Source organism: Pseudooceanicola endophyticus, assembly GCF_018760365.1.
Lineage (GTDB): Bacteria > Pseudomonadota > Alphaproteobacteria > Rhodobacterales > Rhodobacteraceae > Pseudooceanicola > Pseudooceanicola endophyticus.
The window spans coordinates 22909-40969 of the sequence record NZ_JAHIAB010000003.1 but is presented as its reverse complement, the minus strand read 5'-3'; the positions used below and the strand labels follow the sequence as shown (position 1 = coordinate 40969).

General features: G+C 68.5%; 15 protein-coding genes and 1 tRNA gene. 7 read left to right on the top strand and 9 right to left on the bottom strand.

All coding sequences use genetic code 11. The features are described from left to right. The first annotated feature begins 278 nt into the window (after window positions 1-278). The 4 genes from KM176_RS06565 to KM176_RS06550 are packed head-to-tail and all read left to right on the top strand — an operon-like array spanning window position 279 to window position 5609. Window positions 279-1757, top strand: a complete 1479-nt coding sequence (locus tag KM176_RS06565) for an amidase (protein WP_160892633.1) — start codon at window positions 279-281, stop codon at window positions 1755-1757. A gap of 15 nt (window positions 1758-1772) precedes the next feature. Then, window positions 1773-3152 (top strand): C69 family dipeptidase, encoded by a 1380-nt coding sequence (locus KM176_RS06560; RefSeq protein ID WP_160892631.1) that lies wholly within the window; start codon window positions 1773-1775, stop codon window positions 3150-3152. 19 nt (window positions 3153-3171) lie between these two features. Then, window positions 3172-4239: a phosphotransferase gene (locus KM176_RS06555; protein ID WP_160892629.1), complete on the top strand. Its 1068-nt coding sequence runs from the start codon at window positions 3172-3174 to the stop codon at window positions 4237-4239. A gap of 26 nt (window positions 4240-4265) precedes the next feature. Further along, complete coding sequence (locus tag KM176_RS06550; RefSeq protein WP_236045208.1) at window positions 4266-5609, top strand: aspartate aminotransferase family protein; 1344 nt, start codon at window positions 4266-4268, stop codon at window positions 5607-5609. Between the two features lie 71 nt (window positions 5610-5680). Here the strand turns inward: KM176_RS06550 and KM176_RS06545 are convergent. Continuing rightward, window positions 5681-5761: transfer RNA gene (locus KM176_RS06545), tRNA-Leu, on the bottom strand. Between the two features lie 326 nt (window positions 5762-6087). Here KM176_RS06545 and KM176_RS06540 point away from each other — a divergent pair. Both KM176_RS06540 and KM176_RS06535 read left to right on the top strand, forming a co-directional pair. Then, window positions 6088-6666, top strand: coding sequence for a YqaA family protein (locus KM176_RS06540; protein ID WP_160892627.1), 579 nt, complete (start codon window positions 6088-6090; stop codon window positions 6664-6666). Beyond that, a complete protein-coding gene (locus KM176_RS06535) occupies window positions 6663-7124 on the top strand; it encodes a disulfide bond formation protein B (RefSeq protein WP_160892625.1) in 462 nt (153 codons plus the stop codon). The genes KM176_RS06540 and KM176_RS06535 overlap by 4 nt, the downstream gene beginning before the upstream one ends. A gap of 122 nt (window positions 7125-7246) precedes the next feature. Here the strand turns inward: KM176_RS06535 and KM176_RS06530 are convergent, their stop codons facing one another. Genes KM176_RS06530 through KM176_RS06505 form a run of 6 tightly spaced genes read right to left on the bottom strand, consistent with a single transcriptional unit; the run spans window position 7247 to window position 13036 of the window. After that, window positions 7247-7693, bottom strand: coding sequence for a phosphatase domain-containing protein (locus KM176_RS06530; protein WP_160892623.1), 447 nt, complete (start codon window positions 7691-7693; stop codon window positions 7247-7249). After that, window positions 7681-8214: a histidine phosphatase family protein gene (locus KM176_RS06525; RefSeq protein WP_311136138.1), complete on the bottom strand. Its 534-nt coding sequence runs from the start codon at window positions 8212-8214 to the stop codon at window positions 7681-7683. Before KM176_RS06525 ends, KM176_RS06530 begins: the two co-directional genes overlap by 13 nt. Window positions 8215-8252: 38 nt before the next feature. Next, window positions 8253-9323: an MBL fold metallo-hydrolase gene (locus tag KM176_RS06520; RefSeq protein WP_160892619.1), complete on the bottom strand. Its 1071-nt coding sequence runs from the start codon at window positions 9321-9323 to the stop codon at window positions 8253-8255. Then, window positions 9316-10374 carry an ABC transporter ATP-binding protein gene (locus KM176_RS06515; RefSeq protein WP_160892617.1) on the bottom strand — a complete coding sequence of 353 codons (1059 nt, stop codon included), beginning with the start codon at window positions 10372-10374 and terminating at the stop codon, window positions 9316-9318. Before KM176_RS06515 ends, KM176_RS06520 begins: the two co-directional genes overlap by 8 nt. Beyond that, on the bottom strand, window positions 10362-12050 hold the full coding sequence (locus KM176_RS06510; protein WP_236045207.1) for an ABC transporter permease: 1689 nt from the start codon (window positions 12048-12050) through the stop codon (window positions 10362-10364). The genes KM176_RS06515 and KM176_RS06510 overlap by 13 nt, the downstream gene beginning before the upstream one ends. Before the next feature lie 17 nt (window positions 12051-12067). Beyond that, window positions 12068-13036, bottom strand: a complete 969-nt coding sequence (locus KM176_RS06505) for an ABC transporter substrate-binding protein (RefSeq protein ID WP_160892613.1) — start codon at window positions 13034-13036, stop codon at window positions 12068-12070. 195 nt (window positions 13037-13231) lie between these two features. Between KM176_RS06505 and KM176_RS06500 the strand changes: the two genes are divergently transcribed. Then, window positions 13232-13990 carry a DeoR/GlpR family DNA-binding transcription regulator gene (locus KM176_RS06500; protein ID WP_160892611.1) on the top strand — a complete coding sequence of 253 codons (759 nt, stop codon included), beginning with the start codon at window positions 13232-13234 and terminating at the stop codon, window positions 13988-13990. A 61-nt stretch (window positions 13991-14051) separates the two neighbouring features. Here the strand turns inward: KM176_RS06500 and KM176_RS06495 are convergent, their stop codons facing one another. Both KM176_RS06495 and KM176_RS06490 read right to left on the bottom strand, forming a co-directional pair. Continuing rightward, a complete protein-coding gene (locus tag KM176_RS06495; RefSeq protein ID WP_160892609.1) occupies window positions 14052-14303 on the bottom strand; it encodes a hypothetical protein in 252 nt (83 codons plus the stop codon). 131 nt (window positions 14304-14434) lie between these two features. After that, window positions 14435-18046, bottom strand: a complete 3612-nt coding sequence (locus KM176_RS06490; RefSeq protein ID WP_160892607.1) for a vitamin B12-dependent ribonucleotide reductase — start codon at window positions 18044-18046, stop codon at window positions 14435-14437. Between the last annotated feature and the right edge of the window lie 15 nt (window positions 18047-18061).

Sequence of the window (18061 nt, the reverse complement as noted above, 5' to 3'; positions counted from 1 at the left end):
CCTGCGAAATTTCACGTGATATCAGCAAATGGAGGGGGCTTTGATGCAAATTGTTGCATCCTGCCGGTGTTTCCGCGTTTCTTGCGGAAAGGCTTTCCAGCGCCGGATATTGCCGATTGCCAATTGTCGACAATCTTCCTAGCGTCGCCCTGACAGCCCGCCGGAGCGGTGCGCCGCAGGGCGCCTCCGGCCCGTCGGGACTGCCAGGATTGCGTGGCCGGAAGGTGGCCCGCACCGCTGCCCCAAGGGCTCGGCCCCACGTGAACAGGAGACTGACGATGACCCAGGCGATGAGCTGGAAGGAATGGTTTGCCCATGACGGGCTTGGCCTGGCGGACCGGATTCGCAACCGCGACCTGACCGCGGAGGAGGTCGCCGCCCAGGCTGCCGCCGGCATCGCCGCCACCAATGCCGAGATCTGCGGCGTGATCGAGGTCTTCGACGATGCGGTCGCTGATTCGACCGTGAACGGCGCCAATGCCGAAGGCCCCTTCGCCGGCCTGCCCTTCGCGCTGAAGGACCTTGGTCCGACGCTGGCCGGGCGACTTCAGGAACAGGGCTCCTTCTACATGAAGGGCAATCGCCCGACCTCGGATGCCTTCCTGACCACCAAGATGAAACAGGCCGGGCTGAACATCATCGCCCGCACCACGACGCCGGAATTCGGCTGCTGCTCCTCGGCCGAGAACCCGGCGATGTATGTCACCCGCAACCCCTGGGACACCGGCTTTACCAGCTGCGGCTCTTCGGCGGGGTCCTCGGTGATGGTCGGCGCGGGCGTGCTGCCGATCGCGCATGGCACCGATGGCGGCGGCTCGATCCGCATTCCCGCCGGCTGCTGCGGCGCCATCGGGCTGAAATCCTCGCGCGGGACCTTCTCCATCGCGCCGGGCAATTCGGACTTCACCTCGGTGGTCTCGACCCAGGGCTGCATCAGCCGCAGCGTGCGCGACACCGCCGCCTTCGTCGACAGCTGCCGGGGCGGCGCCCCGGGCGAGTTCATGCCCTACTGGGCGCCCGGGCAGTCCTTCCTGAAGCAGATCGAAAGCGATCCGAAACCGCTCAAGATCGCGGTGTCCCACGAATGGGGGCCCTACCGCGCAACCCCGCATATCGCTGCGGAACTGGCGCGGGTGGCGAAGATCTTCGAAGACCTGGGCCACCACGTGGAATGGGCCCTGCCCAAGGTGGATTTTGAAAAGGCTTATGCAGCGCAGACAACCTGTTACATCACGAACTTCGCGCAGACGGTGAACAACCTCCTGCGCCTCAAGGGGCTGGAAACCCCGCCCGAAGACCTGATCGAACCGATGAACATCCGGATCTGGGAACAGGGCAAGGACGCCACCTATACCGAGCGCGCGGACATGCAGCTGGCCTTCAACGAGACCGCCCGTGCCTTCGGCGCCGCCTTCGAGGAATGGGACATCCTGCTGACCCCCACCACCGCGCTGCAAACCCCCGAGATCGGCACCACCCAGTACCTGACGCTGACCGACAACCCCTCGGCGCTGGACTGGTTCGGCAACCTCTGGGGCTTCTTCGCCTATACGCCGCTCAACAACCTGTGCGGCACGCCGGGCCTGTCGCTGCCGCTGGCGCAGCATGAAAACGGCCTGCCGCTGGGGATGCAGATCCACACCCGCCAGGGCGGCGACGGCCTGCTGCTGCAGCTGGCCGCCCAGGTCGAGCGCGCCATCGGGGGCAAGTGGAACCAGGGCCGGCTGCCGCAGGTCCATGTGACCCATCTGGACTGAGCGCGGAACAAGGCCATGTGCGACACGCTTCTGGTGCTGGGGCCGCTTTCGGCGGACGGCCGCAGCTACTTTGCCAAGAACTCCGACCGGGAGCCGAACGAGGCCCAGTACCTGACCCGGGTGCCCGCGGCCTCTCATGCCCCCGGCACCCGTCTGCGCACCACCTATGCGGAGCTGCCGCAGGCGGAGCGGACCCATGCCTGTCTGGGCTCGCGTCCCTGGTGGATCTGGGGCTTCGAGCATGGCGTGAACGAACACGGCCTGACCATCGGCAACGAGGCCGTCTGGTCCCGCCTGCCCGCCGATCCCGAACCGGGGCTGCTGGGCATGGACCTGCTGCGCCTGACGCTGGAACGGGCGCGCGATGCCGACGAGGGGCTGGCGGTCCTGACCGGGCTGCTGGAGCGGTATGGCCAGGCCGGGCGCGCCGCCGTGACGCGCGACATGTTCTATCACAACGCCTTCCTGCTGGCCGATGGCCGGCGCGGCTGGGTGATCGAGACCGCCGGACGCCACTGGGCGGCGCGGCGCGTGACCGGCTGGGCGACGATCTCGAACGTGTACCAGATCGGCAGCGACTACGACCTGATCTCGAACGGGGCAGAGGCCTTTGCGGTGGCGCAGGGCTGGCATGATCCGGCGCGTCCCTTCGACTGGGCCGCGGCCTTCACCGATCCCGACCGCCCCAACCTGAAGTCCTGCCGCGCCCGGCTGGCCATGTCGCAGGCGCATCTGGCCGGGCGCGTCGCAATCCCGCCCGAGGGCGGCATCGGGCGCGACGCGATGATCGCCGCGCTGCGCGATCACGGCCCCGGCGCCGAGGACCGGGCCCCGGGGCTGGAAGGCCAGAGCTGTGTCTGCATGCACGCCGTACAGGCCGATACCGGATCGGAAACCGCCGCCAGCATGGTCGTGGCCCTGTCGCCCGGGGACACCCCGCCCGAAATCTGGGGCAGCCTCGGCTCTCCCTGCCTGTCGGGGTTCCTGCCGCTCTGGGTCGATTGCGATCCCCCCGCGCCCTGGCAGCAGCCCGAAACCGGTGCCGATCCCGACGCCTGGTGGCAGATCGAGGGGATGCAGCGCCGGATCGAGCCGCATTTCCCCGACGAGGCCCCGGCGCTGCGGGCCCGCCTTGATGCGCTGACGCGGGAGGCCGCCGTGCTGTGCGCCGCCCTGCCCGCCGATGCCCCCGCCGCCCGCCGCGCCGCCCTGGGGGCCATGCTGGCCGAGCGCCAGGCCGGGATCGTCGCGGCGGCCCGCGCCCGGGCCGATCAGCTGCCCCCCCGGCCCGATCCGCGCGGCAGCTACCTGCCCCAGGTCGAAGCCGCGCGCCCCCGCACCACCGCAGAGGCCCGCCGCGCCCTGGCCGCGCAGCGCCCCGCCCGGCCCCTCTGATCCAGCCCCGGAGCCCAAGATGCCCCCCCAGACGACCCTGCCGGACAGCACTGGCCCCGACCTCGGCTCCCTCGCGACGCCCTTCACCCCGCTGACCCGGGAGGCCGCCGCCGAGCTGGCCCTGCGGTACTACGGGCTGGAGGGCAGCTTCAAGCGGCTGGCGACCGAGAAGGACGATACCTTCGCGGTGCGCCGCGCCGATGGCTCCCGCGTGATCCTCAAGATCGCCAACCCCGGCGAAAGCGCCGGAGAGCTGGACCTGCAGTTGCAGGCGCTGCTGCATCTGGAGGCCCGCGCCCCCGAAATGCCGGTGCCGCGTGTGCTGCGCAGTGCCGACGGCCAGATCCTGCCCGCCCTGCCGACCCCCGAAGGGCCGCGCCGCGCGCGGGTGATGACCTTCCTGGAGGGCGAGGTGCTGGACCGCCTGCCACCCCTGCCCGAAGAGCAGATCCAGATCGGCACACGCCTGGCAGAGCTGCGCCTGGCCATGGCGGGGTTCGAACATCCCCATGCCACGCGCGCCCTGGCCTGGGACGTGCGCCACCTGCCCTCGCTTGCCGGGCTGCTGGAGGATGTCGCCGACCCAGCGCAGAAACGCGCCCTCTCGCGCGCCTTCGACCAGATCCGCGCGCTGGCGCCGCGCATCGACGCGCTGCCCCGCCAGGTGGTGCACAATGATTTCAGCCGCTCGAACCTGCTGGTGGACCGCAGCCGCGCGCAATCGGTCACCGGGATCATCGATTTCGGCGACGTGGTGCACACCGCCGTCGCCATCGACCTGTCGACCGCCATGCTGAACCAGCTGCCCCGCGACGCGGAGGAGCTGGGACAGGGCGACATGTTCGACGGGCCGCGCCGCGTCCTTCAGGGCTACCTGAGCCGCGCCCCCCTTTCGACGGAAGAGCTGGCGCTGCTGCCGCATCTGGTCTTTGCCCGCGTCGTGACCCGCACCCTGCTGACGCTCTGGCGCGCCCGCGAATTTCCCGAGAACCGCAGCTACATCCTGCGCAACACCACTCAGGGCTGGGCCCAGCTGGACTGGTACCTGTCCCGCGACCCGGCCGCGCTTTCCACCCTGCTCACCTGAACCGCTCATACGAAAGGCCCTCCGACATGACCTCTCCCACGCCCGCCGGCGGCAAGATGGTGAATGCCTTCAACCCCGACAGCCTTGCCCATCTCGACCCCGCTCTGGCCCATGCCATCGAACGGCGCACCCGCCTTCTGGGCCCGGCCTACCGGCTGTTCTACCAGACCCCGGTCGAGGTCTGCCGGGGCAGTGGCACCCGGCTGTTCGACAAGCAGGGCGGCGAATACCTCGATGCCTACAACAACGTCGTCTCGGTCGGGCACTGCAACCCGCATGTGATCGAAGCCGTGCATGAACAGATGTCGACGCTCTGCACCCACACCCGCTACGTGCAGGACGGGATCCTCGACTATGCAGAGGCCATGCTGCCCAGCTTCGGCGGCCGCATCGGCGAGACCGGGCACATGATGTTCACCTGCACCGGGTCCGAGGCCAACGACCTGGCGCTGCGCATCGCCAAGCACCACACCGGGCGGCGCGGCATCATCGTCACCGAAGAGGCCTATCACGGCAATTCCGAGCTGACGGCGGGCTTCTCGCCCTCGCTGGGGGAACGGGCGCCGCTGGGCACCTGGGTGCGCCGCATCCCCGCCCCCGACAGCTACCGCCACGACCCGGCGGCCCTTGGCCGGATGCTGGCCGATGCCGTTACCCGCCAGGCTTACGAGCTGATGCGCGCCGGCGACGGGCTCGCGGCCTTCGTGGCGGATTCGCTGTTCTCCTCCGATGGCGTCTATGCCTCTCCCGAAGTGCTGGGCCCGGTGGCCGAGGCGGTGCGTGCCGCCGGCGGGCTGTTCATCGCGGATGAGGTGCAGGCGGGCTTCGGGCGCTCCGGCGACCGGTTCTGGGGCTACCAGCGCCACGGCATCGACCCCGATATCGTCACCATGGGCAAGCCGATGGGCAACGGCTTCCCGGTCGCGGCCATCGCCGTCACCCCCGAGGCCGTCGCCAGCTTCGGCAGCGACATGCGCTATTTCAACACCTTCGGCGGCAACGGCGTGGCCATCGCCGCCGCCCGCGCCACCCGGGAAGTGATCCTGAACGACAATCTCCAGGCCAATGCCACCCGCATCGGCGCGCTGCTGCGCGACGGCATCTCGGGCCTGGCCAACCGGTTCGAGGGGATCGGCGATGTCCGCGGCGCCGGCCTCTACATCGGCGTCGAGATGGTCACGGAGCGCGCCGCCCGCAGCCCCGATGCCGCCCTTGCCGCCCGGATCGTCAACGAGATGCGCGAACGCCGGGTGCTGATCTCGGCCACCGGGCCGGAGGCCAACGTGCTGAAGATCCGCCCGCCGCTGGTCTTCTCGGACGCCGATGCCGACTGGCTTCTGAGCACGCTCGAGGCGGTGCTGGCGGCCTGAGCCTCTGCAGAAACGAAAAGGCCGGCCCCAGGGCCGGCTTTCATGCCCCCGAAGGGGTCGTTCTGGCTGCGTAGGACCGGGGAGACTCGAACTCCCACGCCCGAAGGCGGAGCATTTTGAATGCCCTGCGTCTACCGTTCCGCCACGATCCCGACGCCAGATAGCCAAGGCCCCCCGGAGGGCGCCTTCGGCAGGTCCCGCCGCACCGTTCCCGGCAATCCCCTGAAAACCATCCGGTTTCCGCAACTGGGATCGACAGCGGCGCCGCCTTGCCGGCACCAAACGGCACCGGAAGACCTGCTTTTCCTCTAGCGAGGCCGCGCGCGCAGGTCCAGCCTTATTTCAGGGCAGGCCCGCACAATCGCAGGGCGCACGGCGCGCCACCGCCGCCCCCCGGGCAGCACATCTTGACCGCCGCAGCGCAGCGTGGTCTCTGAGCCCCAGAGTTCTTTTCCAGCAAGCAATTTCAGGCAGTCCCGTGATCCGCAGACTTTACGACTGGACCATCCGCATGGCGGATCATCCTCACGCGCTCTGGGCGCTCGCCCTCGTGGCCTTCGTCGAAAGTTCCTTCTTCCCGATCCCGCCGGATCTGCTGATGATCCCGATGATCATCGCCCGCCCCAGCCGCGCCTTCGTGATCGCGCTGGTGGCGATGATCGCCTCGGTGCTGGGGGGGATGCTGGGCTACGCGATCGGCGCCTTCGCCTTCGACAGCATCGGCCAGCCGATCCTGGAACATCTCGGCAAGGCCGATTCCATGGAAGTCTTCAACGAGAAGTTCAACAATGCCGGTTTCTGGGCCGTGCTGGGCGCCGGGATCACCCCCTTCCCCTACAAGGTGATCACCATCATGTCGGGCTGGACGGGGATGAACATCGTCACCTTCATGATCACCTCGGTGGTCGCGCGCGGCCTGCGCTTCTTCATCATCGCGGCCCTGCTGTGGAAGTTCGGGTCACCCGTTCGTGACTTCATCGAGAAACGCCTCGGTCTTGTCTTCACGCTGTTTTTCGTCATTCTGATCGCCGGTTTCCTGGTGGTGAAGTACATATGACCTACAGACAGACGACGCTCCTGGCCGCAGCTGGGTCCGCCGCCCTTCTTCTCGGGGCCCTGGGCTTCCAGTACATCGGCGGCCTGGCGCCCTGCCACCTGTGCATGGAGCAGCGCTATCCGCATGTGGTGGCCGTGGTTCTTGGTCTGATCGCCGCCCTGACCGGCTGGCGCTGGATCGCACCGCTCGGGGCACTGGCCGCGCTCACCACCGCCGGCATCGGCATCTACCACACCCTGGTGGAGCGCCACATCGTCGCCGGCCCCACCACCTGCACCTCCGGCGACATCTCGACGATGAGCTCGGACAGCCTCTTCGACCAGATCATGACGGCGCCGCTGGTGCAGTGCGATCAGGTCGCCTGGTCGATGTGGGGGATCTCCATGGCCAGCTGGAACGCGCTCTTCTCGCTGCTCCTCGTGGCGATCTGGATCGCCGCCTGGCGCCGCCGCGCCTGAGGCGAAACGGCCCGCCGGCCCAAGGACCGGCAGGCTCTTTCATCTGGCCGAAAATATCCTCCCCGAAGGGTCGGCGCCGTCAGGCGCCGATTTTCAGGCGCCGATTTCATCTCCGCCTGGCCTCAGAAATCCCCCGGCGCGCATTGCAGGCAGACCAGCCCCGCCGCCCTCCAGAAGGCCACGACCGAGGCCCGGTCATCGACCACCAGCCAGGGGTCGAACCCGTCCGCCCGGATCCGCGCCAACAGGTGCGCCTTCACCTCCGGGTCCGGCCAGCTATCGGCGCCCCCGGGGCGCAGGTAGATCCCGTCATAGGACAGCCCCGCCTGCGCCAGCCAGGCCTCGGTGTGCGGCTGCCAGCCCTCGGGCCGGCCAGAGCACAAAACGATCGCCGCGCCCCCCGCCTTCAGCGCGCGCAGCAGCCGCGCCACCGGCGCGATGACGTCGGCCCCGGCCATGGCCTCATGGAAGGCGTCCCAGTGCTTTTCCTCGCCATGCACCAGATGCCCCAGCCGCGCGCTGTCAAACCTCGCCAGCGTGCCGTCGATGTCAAAGATCACGCAGTCCATGCCATGCCCTCCGTCACCGGACGTTCCCGCCAGCCCTCGGGTCCCGGCACGAAGGCCAGGGGATGGGCATTGCGCGGGCTGGCCCCGTGCTCGCTTGCCCCGCACAGCCGCCGGATCGCCCGGATCGTGCCGGAATGCGCCACCAGCACCGGCAGCGCCTCCTGAGAGGCCTCCAGCGCATGGCTCAGCGCCGCGGCGACGCGGGCCAGCATCGCGGGCCAGCTTTCACCACCCGCGGGCGTCTCCCCACGCGGGATCAGCTCGGAAACCGGGCGGCCCTCCAGCGCGCCCCAGTCGCGCTCCCGCAGCCCCTCCAGCACGCCGGCGGTGTCATGGGGGAAGGCCAGGCTGGCGGTCTGGCGCGCCCGGGTCTGCGGGCTGGTCCAGACCCGCACCGGGCCGCCCCAGTCCAGCCCCGACAGCGCCGCCGCCTGCACCAGCCCGGTGTCGGTCAGCATCGCCTCGGTGCGCCCGGCAATCAGGCCCGCGCGGTTGGCATCGGTTTCACCATGGCGGATCACGCAGAAGCGCCGCCGTGGCAGGGAAGGCAGATCAGGACTCACAGGGAAACCCTTTCGTGAAAGAACAGCCGCGCCGGGGTCCGGTCCTCGACCAGGTAATCCTCGGGCAGCGGACAAAACAGCGGCACGAAGCGCTCCACCCCCAGCCGGTCCACCAGCGCCAGCTGGTCCCCCAGCGGCGGATGGACGTTCCAGCGGGTGAAATGCACGCCCGGATGCGCGGCAAGGGCGCGGGCGTGGGCGGTCATGTGGCCGGTGAAGACGACGTGGAAATCCCGCCCCAGCCGCCCCGCCCGCTGGGCGCGCTCCAGCAGGGCCCGCGCCGCTCCGGCCTCGGCATTGGGCGTGTCGCACAGCAGGAAGCGCGCCTCAGGATCGAAGGGGTGCTCCAGCAGCGGCGCCAGTGCATGTGCCGCCTCCGAGATCCCGGCAGAGGGCCCCGCCCCGAGTGCGGCTGCCAGCACGTCGCGGCAGGTGTCATCCAGGCCAAGAGACCCCTGCCCCATCAGGTGCAGCGCCAGCTCTCCGGCGCGCCCCGAGGGCGGCACCGGCAACAGAACCTGCCCCGGCAGCCCCGCCAGCAGCGCATCCAGATCGGCCTTGCGCCGCGTCTGCGGCACCGGATCGAGGTGATAGCTGGCGTCGATCAGCGCGGTGCGCGCGGCGGGCGGTTCGTCGAAGGCGAACCAGTGCGATTCCTCGGACCAGTCGCCGGAATAGAACAGCCCCCGCCCAAGGTCGAAGTGCATCCAGACCCCGCCCAGGGCATGGCCATTGCGCCCGGTGGTCAGCGTGACCCCTCCGATCCGCATCCGGCCCTGCACGGGGATCTCGCTCACCCGGGCGCCGGGTGGCAGGGCGCGGGCGGTGATCGCCGTGGTGTAAATCGGCAGGCCCGCCGCGATGACATGGACCGCCCCGCCGATGTGATCGACATGATCATGGCTGATAAAGACCGCATCCACCCCCTCCAGCCACTCGGTCCGGAAGGGCGCGCTCTCTTCCGGACCATGGCCGCAGTCCAGCAGCCAGCAGCCCCCGGGATGGGTCACCCGCAGGCAGGCGGGCCCCTTGTCGCCCACGCCCGAGAGCACCTGCACCTCAGCCATGGGCGGCGCCTCCGGCATAGGCCCAGGGGCGGCCCAGGCTCAGGCCCAGGGTCTCGCCCAGCCGGGCGCGGGCGCGCGAGAAGGCGATCAGCCGGGCGCCGCCCTGCGCCGCCAGCGTCAGGCGGAAACGCCCGCCCTGATAGGTGCAGGCCCGCACCTCGGCACGGATCGGGCCGGTATCGGAGAGGGTGATATCCTCGGGGCGGGCACAGATCCGGTCGGGGGCAGCGCAGCGCGCCCGCGCCTCAAGGCTGTGGCCCAGCACCCGCACCTGCGCCCGCCCCGGCCCGCGCGGCCCCTCGGCCAGCGCCGGGAGAACCGCGCCATCGCCCACGAAGCCCGCGACGAAATCGTCGGCGGGTTCGTTGTAAAGGACCTCGGGCGCGGCGAACTGGCGGATGCGCCCCTCGGACATGACGGCGACGCGGTCGGCCATGGCCATCGCCTCGGTCTGGTCATGGGTGACATAGACCATGGTCGCGCCGGTGCGGGCGTGAAAGCCGGTAAAGACCTCCTGCATGGTGCCCCGCAGCGCCAGGTCGAGGTTCGCCAGGGGCTCGTCCAGCAGCACGGCGGAGGGATCGGCAACCAGCGCACGGGCCAGCGCGACCCGCTGGCGCTGCCCGCCCGACAGCGCGGCGGGCGCGCGGTCGGCGAAATCGCTCAGGCCCGTCATTTCCAACGCGGCGGCGACGCGGGTGCTCCGCTCGGGCTTCGCGATGCCGCGCACCTCCAGCGGATAGGCGATGTTGCGCGCCACCGACATATGCGGCCAGAGCGCGTAGCTTTGAAAGACGATGCCCATGTTGCGCTCTTCCGGCGGCACGAGGTTCCGGCGCGACGCGATCAGGGTGCCGCCGACGTGGATCTCGCCCTCGGTCGGGCCTTCGAAGCCCGCCAGCAGGCGCAGCAGCGTGGTCTTGCCGCAGCCCGACGGCCCCAGAAGCGCGATGAATTCACCATCGGCGATGGTGGCGGTGACATCGGCCAGCGCGGCGCGTGCACTGCCGGGATAGGTCTTGCCCAGGCGGTTCAGGCTCAGCTCTGCCATGGCACGACTCCTTTCGGAAGATGACGGGCGCCCAGCTGGATCAGGCCCATCAGGACCACCACCACCAGCACCACGGAGACGGAGACCGCCGAGGCCATGACGGTCTCTCCGCTGTCGTCGAGGTTGAAGATGACCACGCCCAGCGTTTCGGTCCCCGAGGACCACAGCAGCGCCGAAACGGTGAGTTCGTTGAACGCGGTAAGGAAGACGAGGATGCCGCCCGCCGCCGCCGCCGGGGCGATGAGGGGCAGCAGGATCGTGCGCAGGCGTCGCGACAGCGCGGCGCCCGAGGATTGCGCGGCTTCCTCCATCGCCGGATCCAGCTGCGCCAGCGCCGCCTGGACGGGGCGCAGCATGATCGGGAAGAACCGCGCGAGGTAGGCGATGAAGATGATCCAGGCGGTGCCGTAAAGCGTGCGCTCGGTGAAGGGCAGGTTCAGGAACAGCAGGATGCAGGCGATGGCCAGCACGACGCCGGGCAGCGCATAGGGCAGATCGACCAGCAGGTCGAAGCAGCGCGTCAGCCGGGTCGGACGGCGCAGCATCAGCCAGCCCAGCGGCAGGCAGACCGCCATCAGCACCAGCGCCGCGCCCCCGGCAAGCCGGAAGGAATTGGCGAAGGCGCGCGCGGTCACCGGCTGATGGAACAGCGCCTCGCGCCAGCCCTCAAGCGTGAGGGTTTGCAGGGTCAGCGGCACGCCGTAGGCCGGCACCAGAGAAGTCGCCAGAAGCGCCAGCAGCGGCAGCACGAGGATCAGCAGGATGACGCCCCAGAGCAGGGTTTCGACAAGCGGACGGGCGCGCCCCAGAGAGATTTCCAGCGGCCGGTTCGCCAGCCCTATCAGCCCGTAGGCGCGGCGCCGCAGGAACAGCCGGTGCGCGATCACCCCCAGAAGCGCCACGGCCCCGATCAGAAGCGCCAGCACGGAAATCTCGGGCAGCACCGAGGGGCCCATCCCCGAAAGCCGCTGGTAGATCAGCGTCGGCAGCGTCGAATAGCGCGCCGGGATCCCCAGCATTGCCGGAATGCCGAAATTGCCAAGGGCGGTGACGAAGGCCATGGCGGTGCCGGCGGCCAGGCTTGGCAGGCTCAGCGGCAGCACCACCTGCCGCCAGAGGCGAAAGCCCCGGGCGCCGGCGGCGCGGGCGGCCTCGACCGCCTCGGGCGGGATGGCGCGCAGCCCGGCCCGCAGGGTCAGGAAAACGATGGAGGTGTGCTGGATCCCCAGCAGCAGCGCGATGCCCAGCGGCGAATAGAGCGGCTGCGGCGCGCCCAGCGGCGGCGCGATCCCCAGCGTCTTCAGCAGCACCGAGGACGGGCCGGTCACCTGGGTCCAGGCCAGCGCGGTGATCTGCGGCGGGATCATCATCGGGATCATCAGGCAGAAGACCAGCGCCGCCTTGGCGCGCAGATCGGTCAGCGCCACCAGAAAGGCGAAAGCACCCCCCAGCAGGCAGGAGATCACCGTGCCCAGCCCCGCCGTCACCAGCGAATGCGCCAGCGCGATGCGGGTGGCCTCGGCCGTCAGGACAGGGACCAGATGGCTGGCCGAAAACCCCGTCTCGCCCGAGATCCCCTCGACCAGCAGGCGCGCCACGGGCGCCAGCGTCACAAGGATCACCGGGACCATCAGCAGGGACAGCAGCCGGCCCTCGGACCGGCTGCCGCGTGTCATGACAGAGCGCATCGGGCTCATTTCACACCGAAGATCTCGGCGAAGGTGTCCTTGTTCTTGTCGGCATCGGCGAGCGCCCTGGCCGGGTCGAAGGACATCAGCCTGATCTGGTCACGCGCCGGGAAGCCCTCGGGGACGCCCATGCCGGAGCGCGCGGGGATGTAGCCCATCTTCAGCACCAGATCCTGGCCCTGCTGCGAGAGCAGGAAATCAACGAACTTCTTCGCGGCCTCGACGTGCTTGGCGTCCTTCAGGATCGCGACCGGCTCGGTCACGTAGGAGACGCCCTCTTTCGGGAAGACGAACTTCACCGGCGATCCCTTGGCCTCGGCGCGAATGGCCATGTAGTCGACGACCACGCCATAGGGTTTCTCGCCCGAGGCGACGGCCTTGAAGACGCCGCCATTGCCGCCCTCGGCGCGGGTGCCCTCGGCAGCGAGGTGCCTGTAGTAGTCCCAGCCCAGATCCTTGTCGCCGGTCAGCGTCGCCAGATGGATCAGCGCGGCGCCGGAATAAAGCGGCGAGGGCATGGCGACCATGTTCTTCATGTCCGGCCCCACCAGATCGGCCCAGGAGGTCGGGTGATCCTTGGCGCCGGTGTTGTAGACGATGCCGGTGGTGATCAGCTTGGTCGAATAGTAGTAGCCCTCGGGGCTGAACAGCGCGGGGTCGTAAGCCTGCGCCTCGGGGGATGTGTAGGCCATCAGCTGGCCCTGCTGGGCCATGCCTTCCAGCGTCACCGTGTCGGCGATCAGCAGCACGTCGGGCTGGGCGGCGCCGGCGGCGATCTCGGCCTGGAGGCGGGCCATGATCTGGGTGGTGCCGTCACGCACCCAATCGACGGTGATGTCGGGATTGGCCGCCATGAAGGCATCGACGGTCTGCTGGGCGTCGGCATTGGGCTGGGAGGTGTAGAGGGTCAGCGTCTCGGCCTGGGCCGAGAGCGGCAGAAGGGCGGTCAGAAGGGCAGCGATGCGCAGGTTCATTGGAACTTCCCGTTTCCTGAACTGTTTTCGTTCGAAAGCCATTCTGCGGCTTTCAACTTGCCCTGCCCGGCTACAGGCGCCAGATGACAGCCCCGTGATATTTCGAAAAAAACAGAAATTGACGCTGTGAAAGCCGGGCGGCATCCTCTACCCAGCCCGGGAACATGCAGAACCCAGACTTTCGAAGGAAACCCCATGTCCGAGATGGCGCGCAGGCGGGACCGGATCGTGAACCTGCTGTCCCTTTACGGGCCGCTGTCGGCGCAGGCGCTGGCCGAGCGGCTTGAGGTCAGCGTGCAGACGCTGCGCACCGATCTGCGCGATCTGGACGAGGCGGGCGTGATCCGCCGCCGCCACGGCGCGGCCAGCCTGCCCCCGCAGGAAAACATCGGCTACCAGCCGCGCCTGGCCCTGGGCCGGGGCGAAAAGACCCGCATCGCCGCCGCCGTGGCCGCGCTGATCCCCGCAGGCGCCCGCCTGGCGCTTGGCACCGGCACCACGGTCGAGGAGGTGGCCCGCGCGCTGTGCGAGCGCGCAAACCTGTTCGTGGCGACCAACAACATCCACGCGCTGATGGCGCTGCGGCCCGCGCCGGGGCTGTCGGTGCAGCTGGCGGGCGGCGCGGTGCGGCTGCGGGACATGGACGTGATCGGCGCCGATGCCCATGACTTCTTCCGCCCCTTCCGGCTGGACTGGGCGGTGTTCTCCTGCGGCGGGGTGTCGGAGACGGGCGAGGTGCTGGATTTCAACATGGACGAGCTTCGCGCGCGCGAGGCCATCGCGGGTGCGGCAGCCTGCCGGGTGCTGGTCTTCGACAGCGCCAAGATCGGGCGCGCGGTGCCGATGGGCGCCGGGCGGATCTGGGATTACGAGGTGGTGGTACATGCGGGCGTCCTGCCCGACCCGGTGCGCGCCGCCTGTACAGAGGCCGACTGCCGGCTGATCCCGGTGTAAGCGGCACACAGGCAAAGGGCCGCACCCGTCGGTGCGGCCCCGGCCTGAGAGCGAAAGCCGTTCAGTTCAGAACGATGCCTTCGCCCTTTTCCTGGAACGTCACAGTAGAGGTGGCGCCCCGCATCTTGATTTCCGTCACCGTCATGGAACGGGTGCCGCGCGCGCCGCCGAACACCTCGACCGAGACGCGGCCATCGCAGGTCGCATCCAGCACCGAATAGAGCGCCGGGCCGGTCAGCTCGGCGACCACGCCGCCGGGAATGAGGTGCATCTCCTTGGGGACCACGCGGGTATTGCCGACGATCAGTTCCATGGGACGCTCCGTTTCATTCATGTGCCCGTGTTTCTGCATGGCCCTCCGGCCTTTCCTGCTGGTCGCCCCTGTCCCGGGGCTTCTTGCCTTGATTGGCGGCTTGGCGCCGCTGCCCCACCCGTCGTCGCGCATCAGCTGCACCCCGAAGTGCCGCCGCAGGTGTTGCACTTCATGCAGGTGCCATTCCGGACCAGCGTGTAGTTGCCGCACTCGCCGCAGGCCTCGCCCTCGTAGCCCTGCATCCGGGCCTTGGTGCGCGCATCCATCGAGGTGGCGCCCGAGGCGAGGGTGGTGGTGGTGCGCACGGTCTGGGCGACGCTGGCGACCTCGGCAAAGCTGCCGCCGTTCAGCACCATCAGCTCCTGGGGGACGCGCTTGCGCAGGTAGCCGGTGGAAGAGATATGCTTGAGCACCTCCAGCGATTTCGTCGCCGCCGTTTCGCTGAGGTCCTTCGGGTTCGAACGGCCCTCTTCCTCGCCGCGCCCGATGTCGTCGAAGGTGGCGCCCTGGGGCTTCACATGCGCCAGGTCGGTACGGTCCAGGTAGGAGACCGCCAGTTCGCGGAAGATGTAGTCCAGGATCGAGGTGGCATTCTTGATGCTGTCGTTGCCCTGCACCATCCCCGCCGGTTCGAACTTGGTGAATGTGAAGGCATCGACGAACTCTTCCAGCGGCACGCCGTATTGCAGACCCACGGAAACCGCGATGGCGAAGTTGTTCATCATCGCCCGGAAGCCCGCGCCTTCCTTGTGCATGTCGATGAAGATCTCGCCCAGGGTGCCGTCTTCGTATTCGCCGGTGCGCAGGTAGACCTTGTGGCCGCCGACGATGGCCTTCTGGGTATAGCCCTTGCGGCGCTCGGGCATCTTCTCGCGGCCGCGGGCCACTTCCTTGACGATGATCTTCTCGACGATCTTCTCGGCCAGCACGGCGGCCTTCTCGGTCGGGGTGCCGGTTTCCAGCACCTCGGTGGCCTCGTCGTCCTCCTCGACCAGCGCCGCGGCCAGCGGCTGGCTGAGCTTGGAGCCGTCGCGGTAAAGCGCATTGGCCTTGATGCCCAGCGACCAGCTCAGCTCATAGGCCGCCTTGCAGTCGGCGATGGTGGCGTTGTTGGGCATGTTGATCGTCTTGGAGATCGCGCCCGAGATGAAGCTTTGCGCCGCCGCCATCATGTGGATGTGGCTGTTCACCGACAGGAAGCGCTTGCCCTTCTTGCCGCAGGGGTTGGCGCAGTCGAAGATCGCAAGGTGTTCCTCGCGCAGGTGCGGTGCGCCTTCCAGCGTCATGGTCCCGCAGACATGATCGTTCGCGGCCTCGATCTCGGCCCGGGTGAAGCCCAGGTGGCGCAGCAGGTCGAAGGCGGGATCGTTCAGCTTTTCCGCCGGGATGCCGAGGGTCTGCTGGCAGAAGTCCTCGCCCAGGGTCCACTGGTTGAAGACGAAGCGGATGTCGAAGGCCGATTTCAGCGCGCCGTCGATCTTGGCCAGTTCGACCGGGCCGAAGCCGTGGCCGACCAGCGCCGTCGGGTTGATCGCCGGGCAGTTGCCGATCGAGGCATGACCGACCGCGTAGGCCACGATTTCCGCGACCTGGGCCGGGCCGTAGCCCAGCTTGGCCAGGGCTGCGGGCACCGAGCGGTTGATGATCTTGAAATAGCCGCCGCCGGCAAGCTTCTTGAACTTCACCAGGGCGAAGTCAGGCTCGATCCCGGTGGTGTCGCAATCCATCACCAGACCGATGGTTCCGGTGGGCGCGATGACCGTGGATTGCGCGTTGCGGTAGCCGTGCTGTTCGCCCAGCCGCACCGCCTCGTCCCAGGCCGCCATGGCGACCTTGACCAACGTGGCATCGGGGCAGTTCGCGTGATCCAGCGGCACCGGGGGAACGGCCAGCCCCTCGTAGCCCTCGGACAGACCCTGCGCTGCCGTACGGTGATTGCGCATGACGCGCAGCATGTGATCGGCGTTGCGCGCATAGCCCGAGAAGGGGCCAAGCTCTGCCGCGATCTCGGCGGAAGTCGCGTAGGCGGTGCCGGTCATGATCGCGCTCAGCGCGCCGCACAGCGCCCGGCCCGCGTCGCTGTCATAGGACAGGCCCATGTTCATCAGCAGCCCGCCGATATTGGCATAGCCCAGACCAAGGGTGCGGAAGTCGTAGGACAGCTGCGCGATTTCCTTCGACGGGAACTGCGCCATGGTCACGCTGATTTCCAGCGTCAGCGTCCAGAGCCGCGTGGCGTGCAGGTAATCCTCGACCTGGAACTGGCCGTCCTTAAGGAAGGTCAGCAGGTTCATCGACGCGAGGTTGCAGGCCGTGTCGTCCAGGAACATGTATTCCGAACACGGGTTGGAGCCCCGGATCGCGCCGTCTTCCGGGCAGGTGTGCCAGGCGTTCACGGTGTCGTGGAACTGGATCCCCGGATCGGCGCAGGCCCAGGCGGCATGGCCGATGTCTTCCCACAGGTCGCGCGCCTTTATGGTCTTCGCGACGGCGCCGTCCGTGCGCCGGATCAGCTCCCAGTCGGCATCGTCGCGGACCGCCTTCAGGAAGGCATCCGTGACGCGCACCGAGTTGTTGGAGTTCTGACCCGACACACTGGCATAGGCTTCACTGTCCCAATCGGTGTCGTAGGTGGGGAATTCGATGCTGGCATAGCCCTGGCGCGCATAGTCCAGCACGCGCTTGATATAGGTCTCGGGGATGGCGGATTTCTTGGCCGCGCGGATCGCCGTCTTCAATGCGGCGTTTTCCGCGGGCTCGTACTGCTCACCGTCCTCGCCGTCGTAGTTCCGGATCGCGTCGAAAATCGCGTTGAGCTTCTGCTCGTGCATCTTCGAACCCGCGACGATGGAGGCAACCTTCTGTTCCTCCTTCACCTTCCAGTTGATGAAATCCTCGATGTCGGGGTGATCCGCATCGACGATGACCATCTTGGCAGCGCGCCGCGTGGTGCCGCCCGACTTGATCGCGCCCGCAGCCCGGTCACCGATCTTGAGGAAGCCCATCAGGCCGGAGGATTTGCCACCGCCCGACAGGCGCTCATCCGCGGCACGCAGGGAAGAGAAGTTGGTGCCGGTGCCCGAGCCGTACTTGAAGAGGCGCGCCTCGCGCACCCAGAGATCCATGATGCCGCCTTCCGACACCAGATCGTCCTTCACCGACTGGATGAAGCAGGCATGGGGCTGGGGATGTTCATAGGCCGAGGCCGAGCGGGTCAGCTTGCCGCTCTTGTAATCCACGTAGTAATGGCCCTGCCCCGGACCGTCGATGCCATAGGCCCAGTGCAGCCCGGTGTTGAACCACTGCGGAGAGTTCGGCGCCGCCTTCTGGGTGGCCAGCATCACGCGCATCTCGTCGAAATAGGCGCGGGCGTCTTCCTCGGTGGTGAAATAGCCGCCCTTCCAGCCCCAGTAGGCCCAGGCGCCGGCCAGCCGGTCGAAGACCTGCTTGGAGGAGGTCTCTCCGCCCATCTCGGCGCCCTCGGCGGGGACCGAGCGCCATAGGAATTCGGGCACGTCCTTTTCGCGCACGCGCCGGGTCTGCGAGGGCACGCCGGCCTTGCGGAAATACTTCTGGGCGATGACGTCGCTTGCGACCTGGCTCCAGCTTTCGGGAACCTCCAGCGCATCCAGATGGAAGACGACGGTGCCGTCGGGGTTGCGGATCTCGGAGGTGGTGGTGACGAAGGGAATGCCCGCGTAGGCGTCCTTCCCGGCTTCCGTGAACTTGCGCTCGATCTTCATCTCGAATGACCCCGT

Excerpts from the sequence above, each read along its gene's own strand:
- KM176_RS06565 (WP_160892633.1), top strand. The coding sequence starts at position 279 with ATGACCCAGGCGATGAGCTGGAAGGAATGGTTTGCCCATGACGGGCTT.
- KM176_RS06560 (WP_160892631.1), top strand. The coding sequence starts at position 1,773 with ATGTGCGACACGCTTCTGGTGCTGGGGCCGCTTTCGGCGGACGGCCGC.
- KM176_RS06555 (WP_160892629.1), top strand. The coding sequence starts at position 3,172 with ATGCCCCCCCAGACGACCCTGCCGGACAGCACTGGCCCCGACCTCGGC.
- KM176_RS06550 (WP_236045208.1), top strand. The coding sequence starts at position 4,266 with ATGACCTCTCCCACGCCCGCCGGCGGCAAGATGGTGAATGCCTTCAAC.
- KM176_RS06535 (WP_160892625.1), top strand. The coding sequence starts at position 6,663 with ATGACCTACAGACAGACGACGCTCCTGGCCGCAGCTGGGTCCGCCGCC.
- KM176_RS06530 (WP_160892623.1), bottom strand. The coding sequence starts at position 7,693 with ATGGACTGCGTGATCTTTGACATCGACGGCACGCTGGCGAGGTTTGAC.
- KM176_RS06520 (WP_160892619.1), bottom strand. The coding sequence starts at position 9,323 with ATGGCTGAGGTGCAGGTGCTCTCGGGCGTGGGCGACAAGGGGCCCGCC.
- KM176_RS06515 (WP_160892617.1), bottom strand. The coding sequence starts at position 10,374 with ATGGCAGAGCTGAGCCTGAACCGCCTGGGCAAGACCTATCCCGGCAGT.
- KM176_RS06510 (WP_236045207.1), bottom strand. The coding sequence starts at position 12,050 with ATGACACGCGGCAGCCGGTCCGAGGGCCGGCTGCTGTCCCTGCTGATG.
- KM176_RS06505 (WP_160892613.1), bottom strand. The coding sequence starts at position 13,036 with ATGAACCTGCGCATCGCTGCCCTTCTGACCGCCCTTCTGCCGCTCTCG.
- KM176_RS06500 (WP_160892611.1), top strand. The coding sequence starts at position 13,232 with ATGTCCGAGATGGCGCGCAGGCGGGACCGGATCGTGAACCTGCTGTCC.
- KM176_RS06495 (WP_160892609.1), bottom strand. The coding sequence starts at position 14,303 with ATGGAACTGATCGTCGGCAATACCCGCGTGGTCCCCAAGGAGATGCAC.
- KM176_RS06490 (WP_160892607.1), bottom strand. The coding sequence starts at position 18,046 with ATGAAGATCGAGCGCAAGTTCACGGAAGCCGGGAAGGACGCCTACGCG.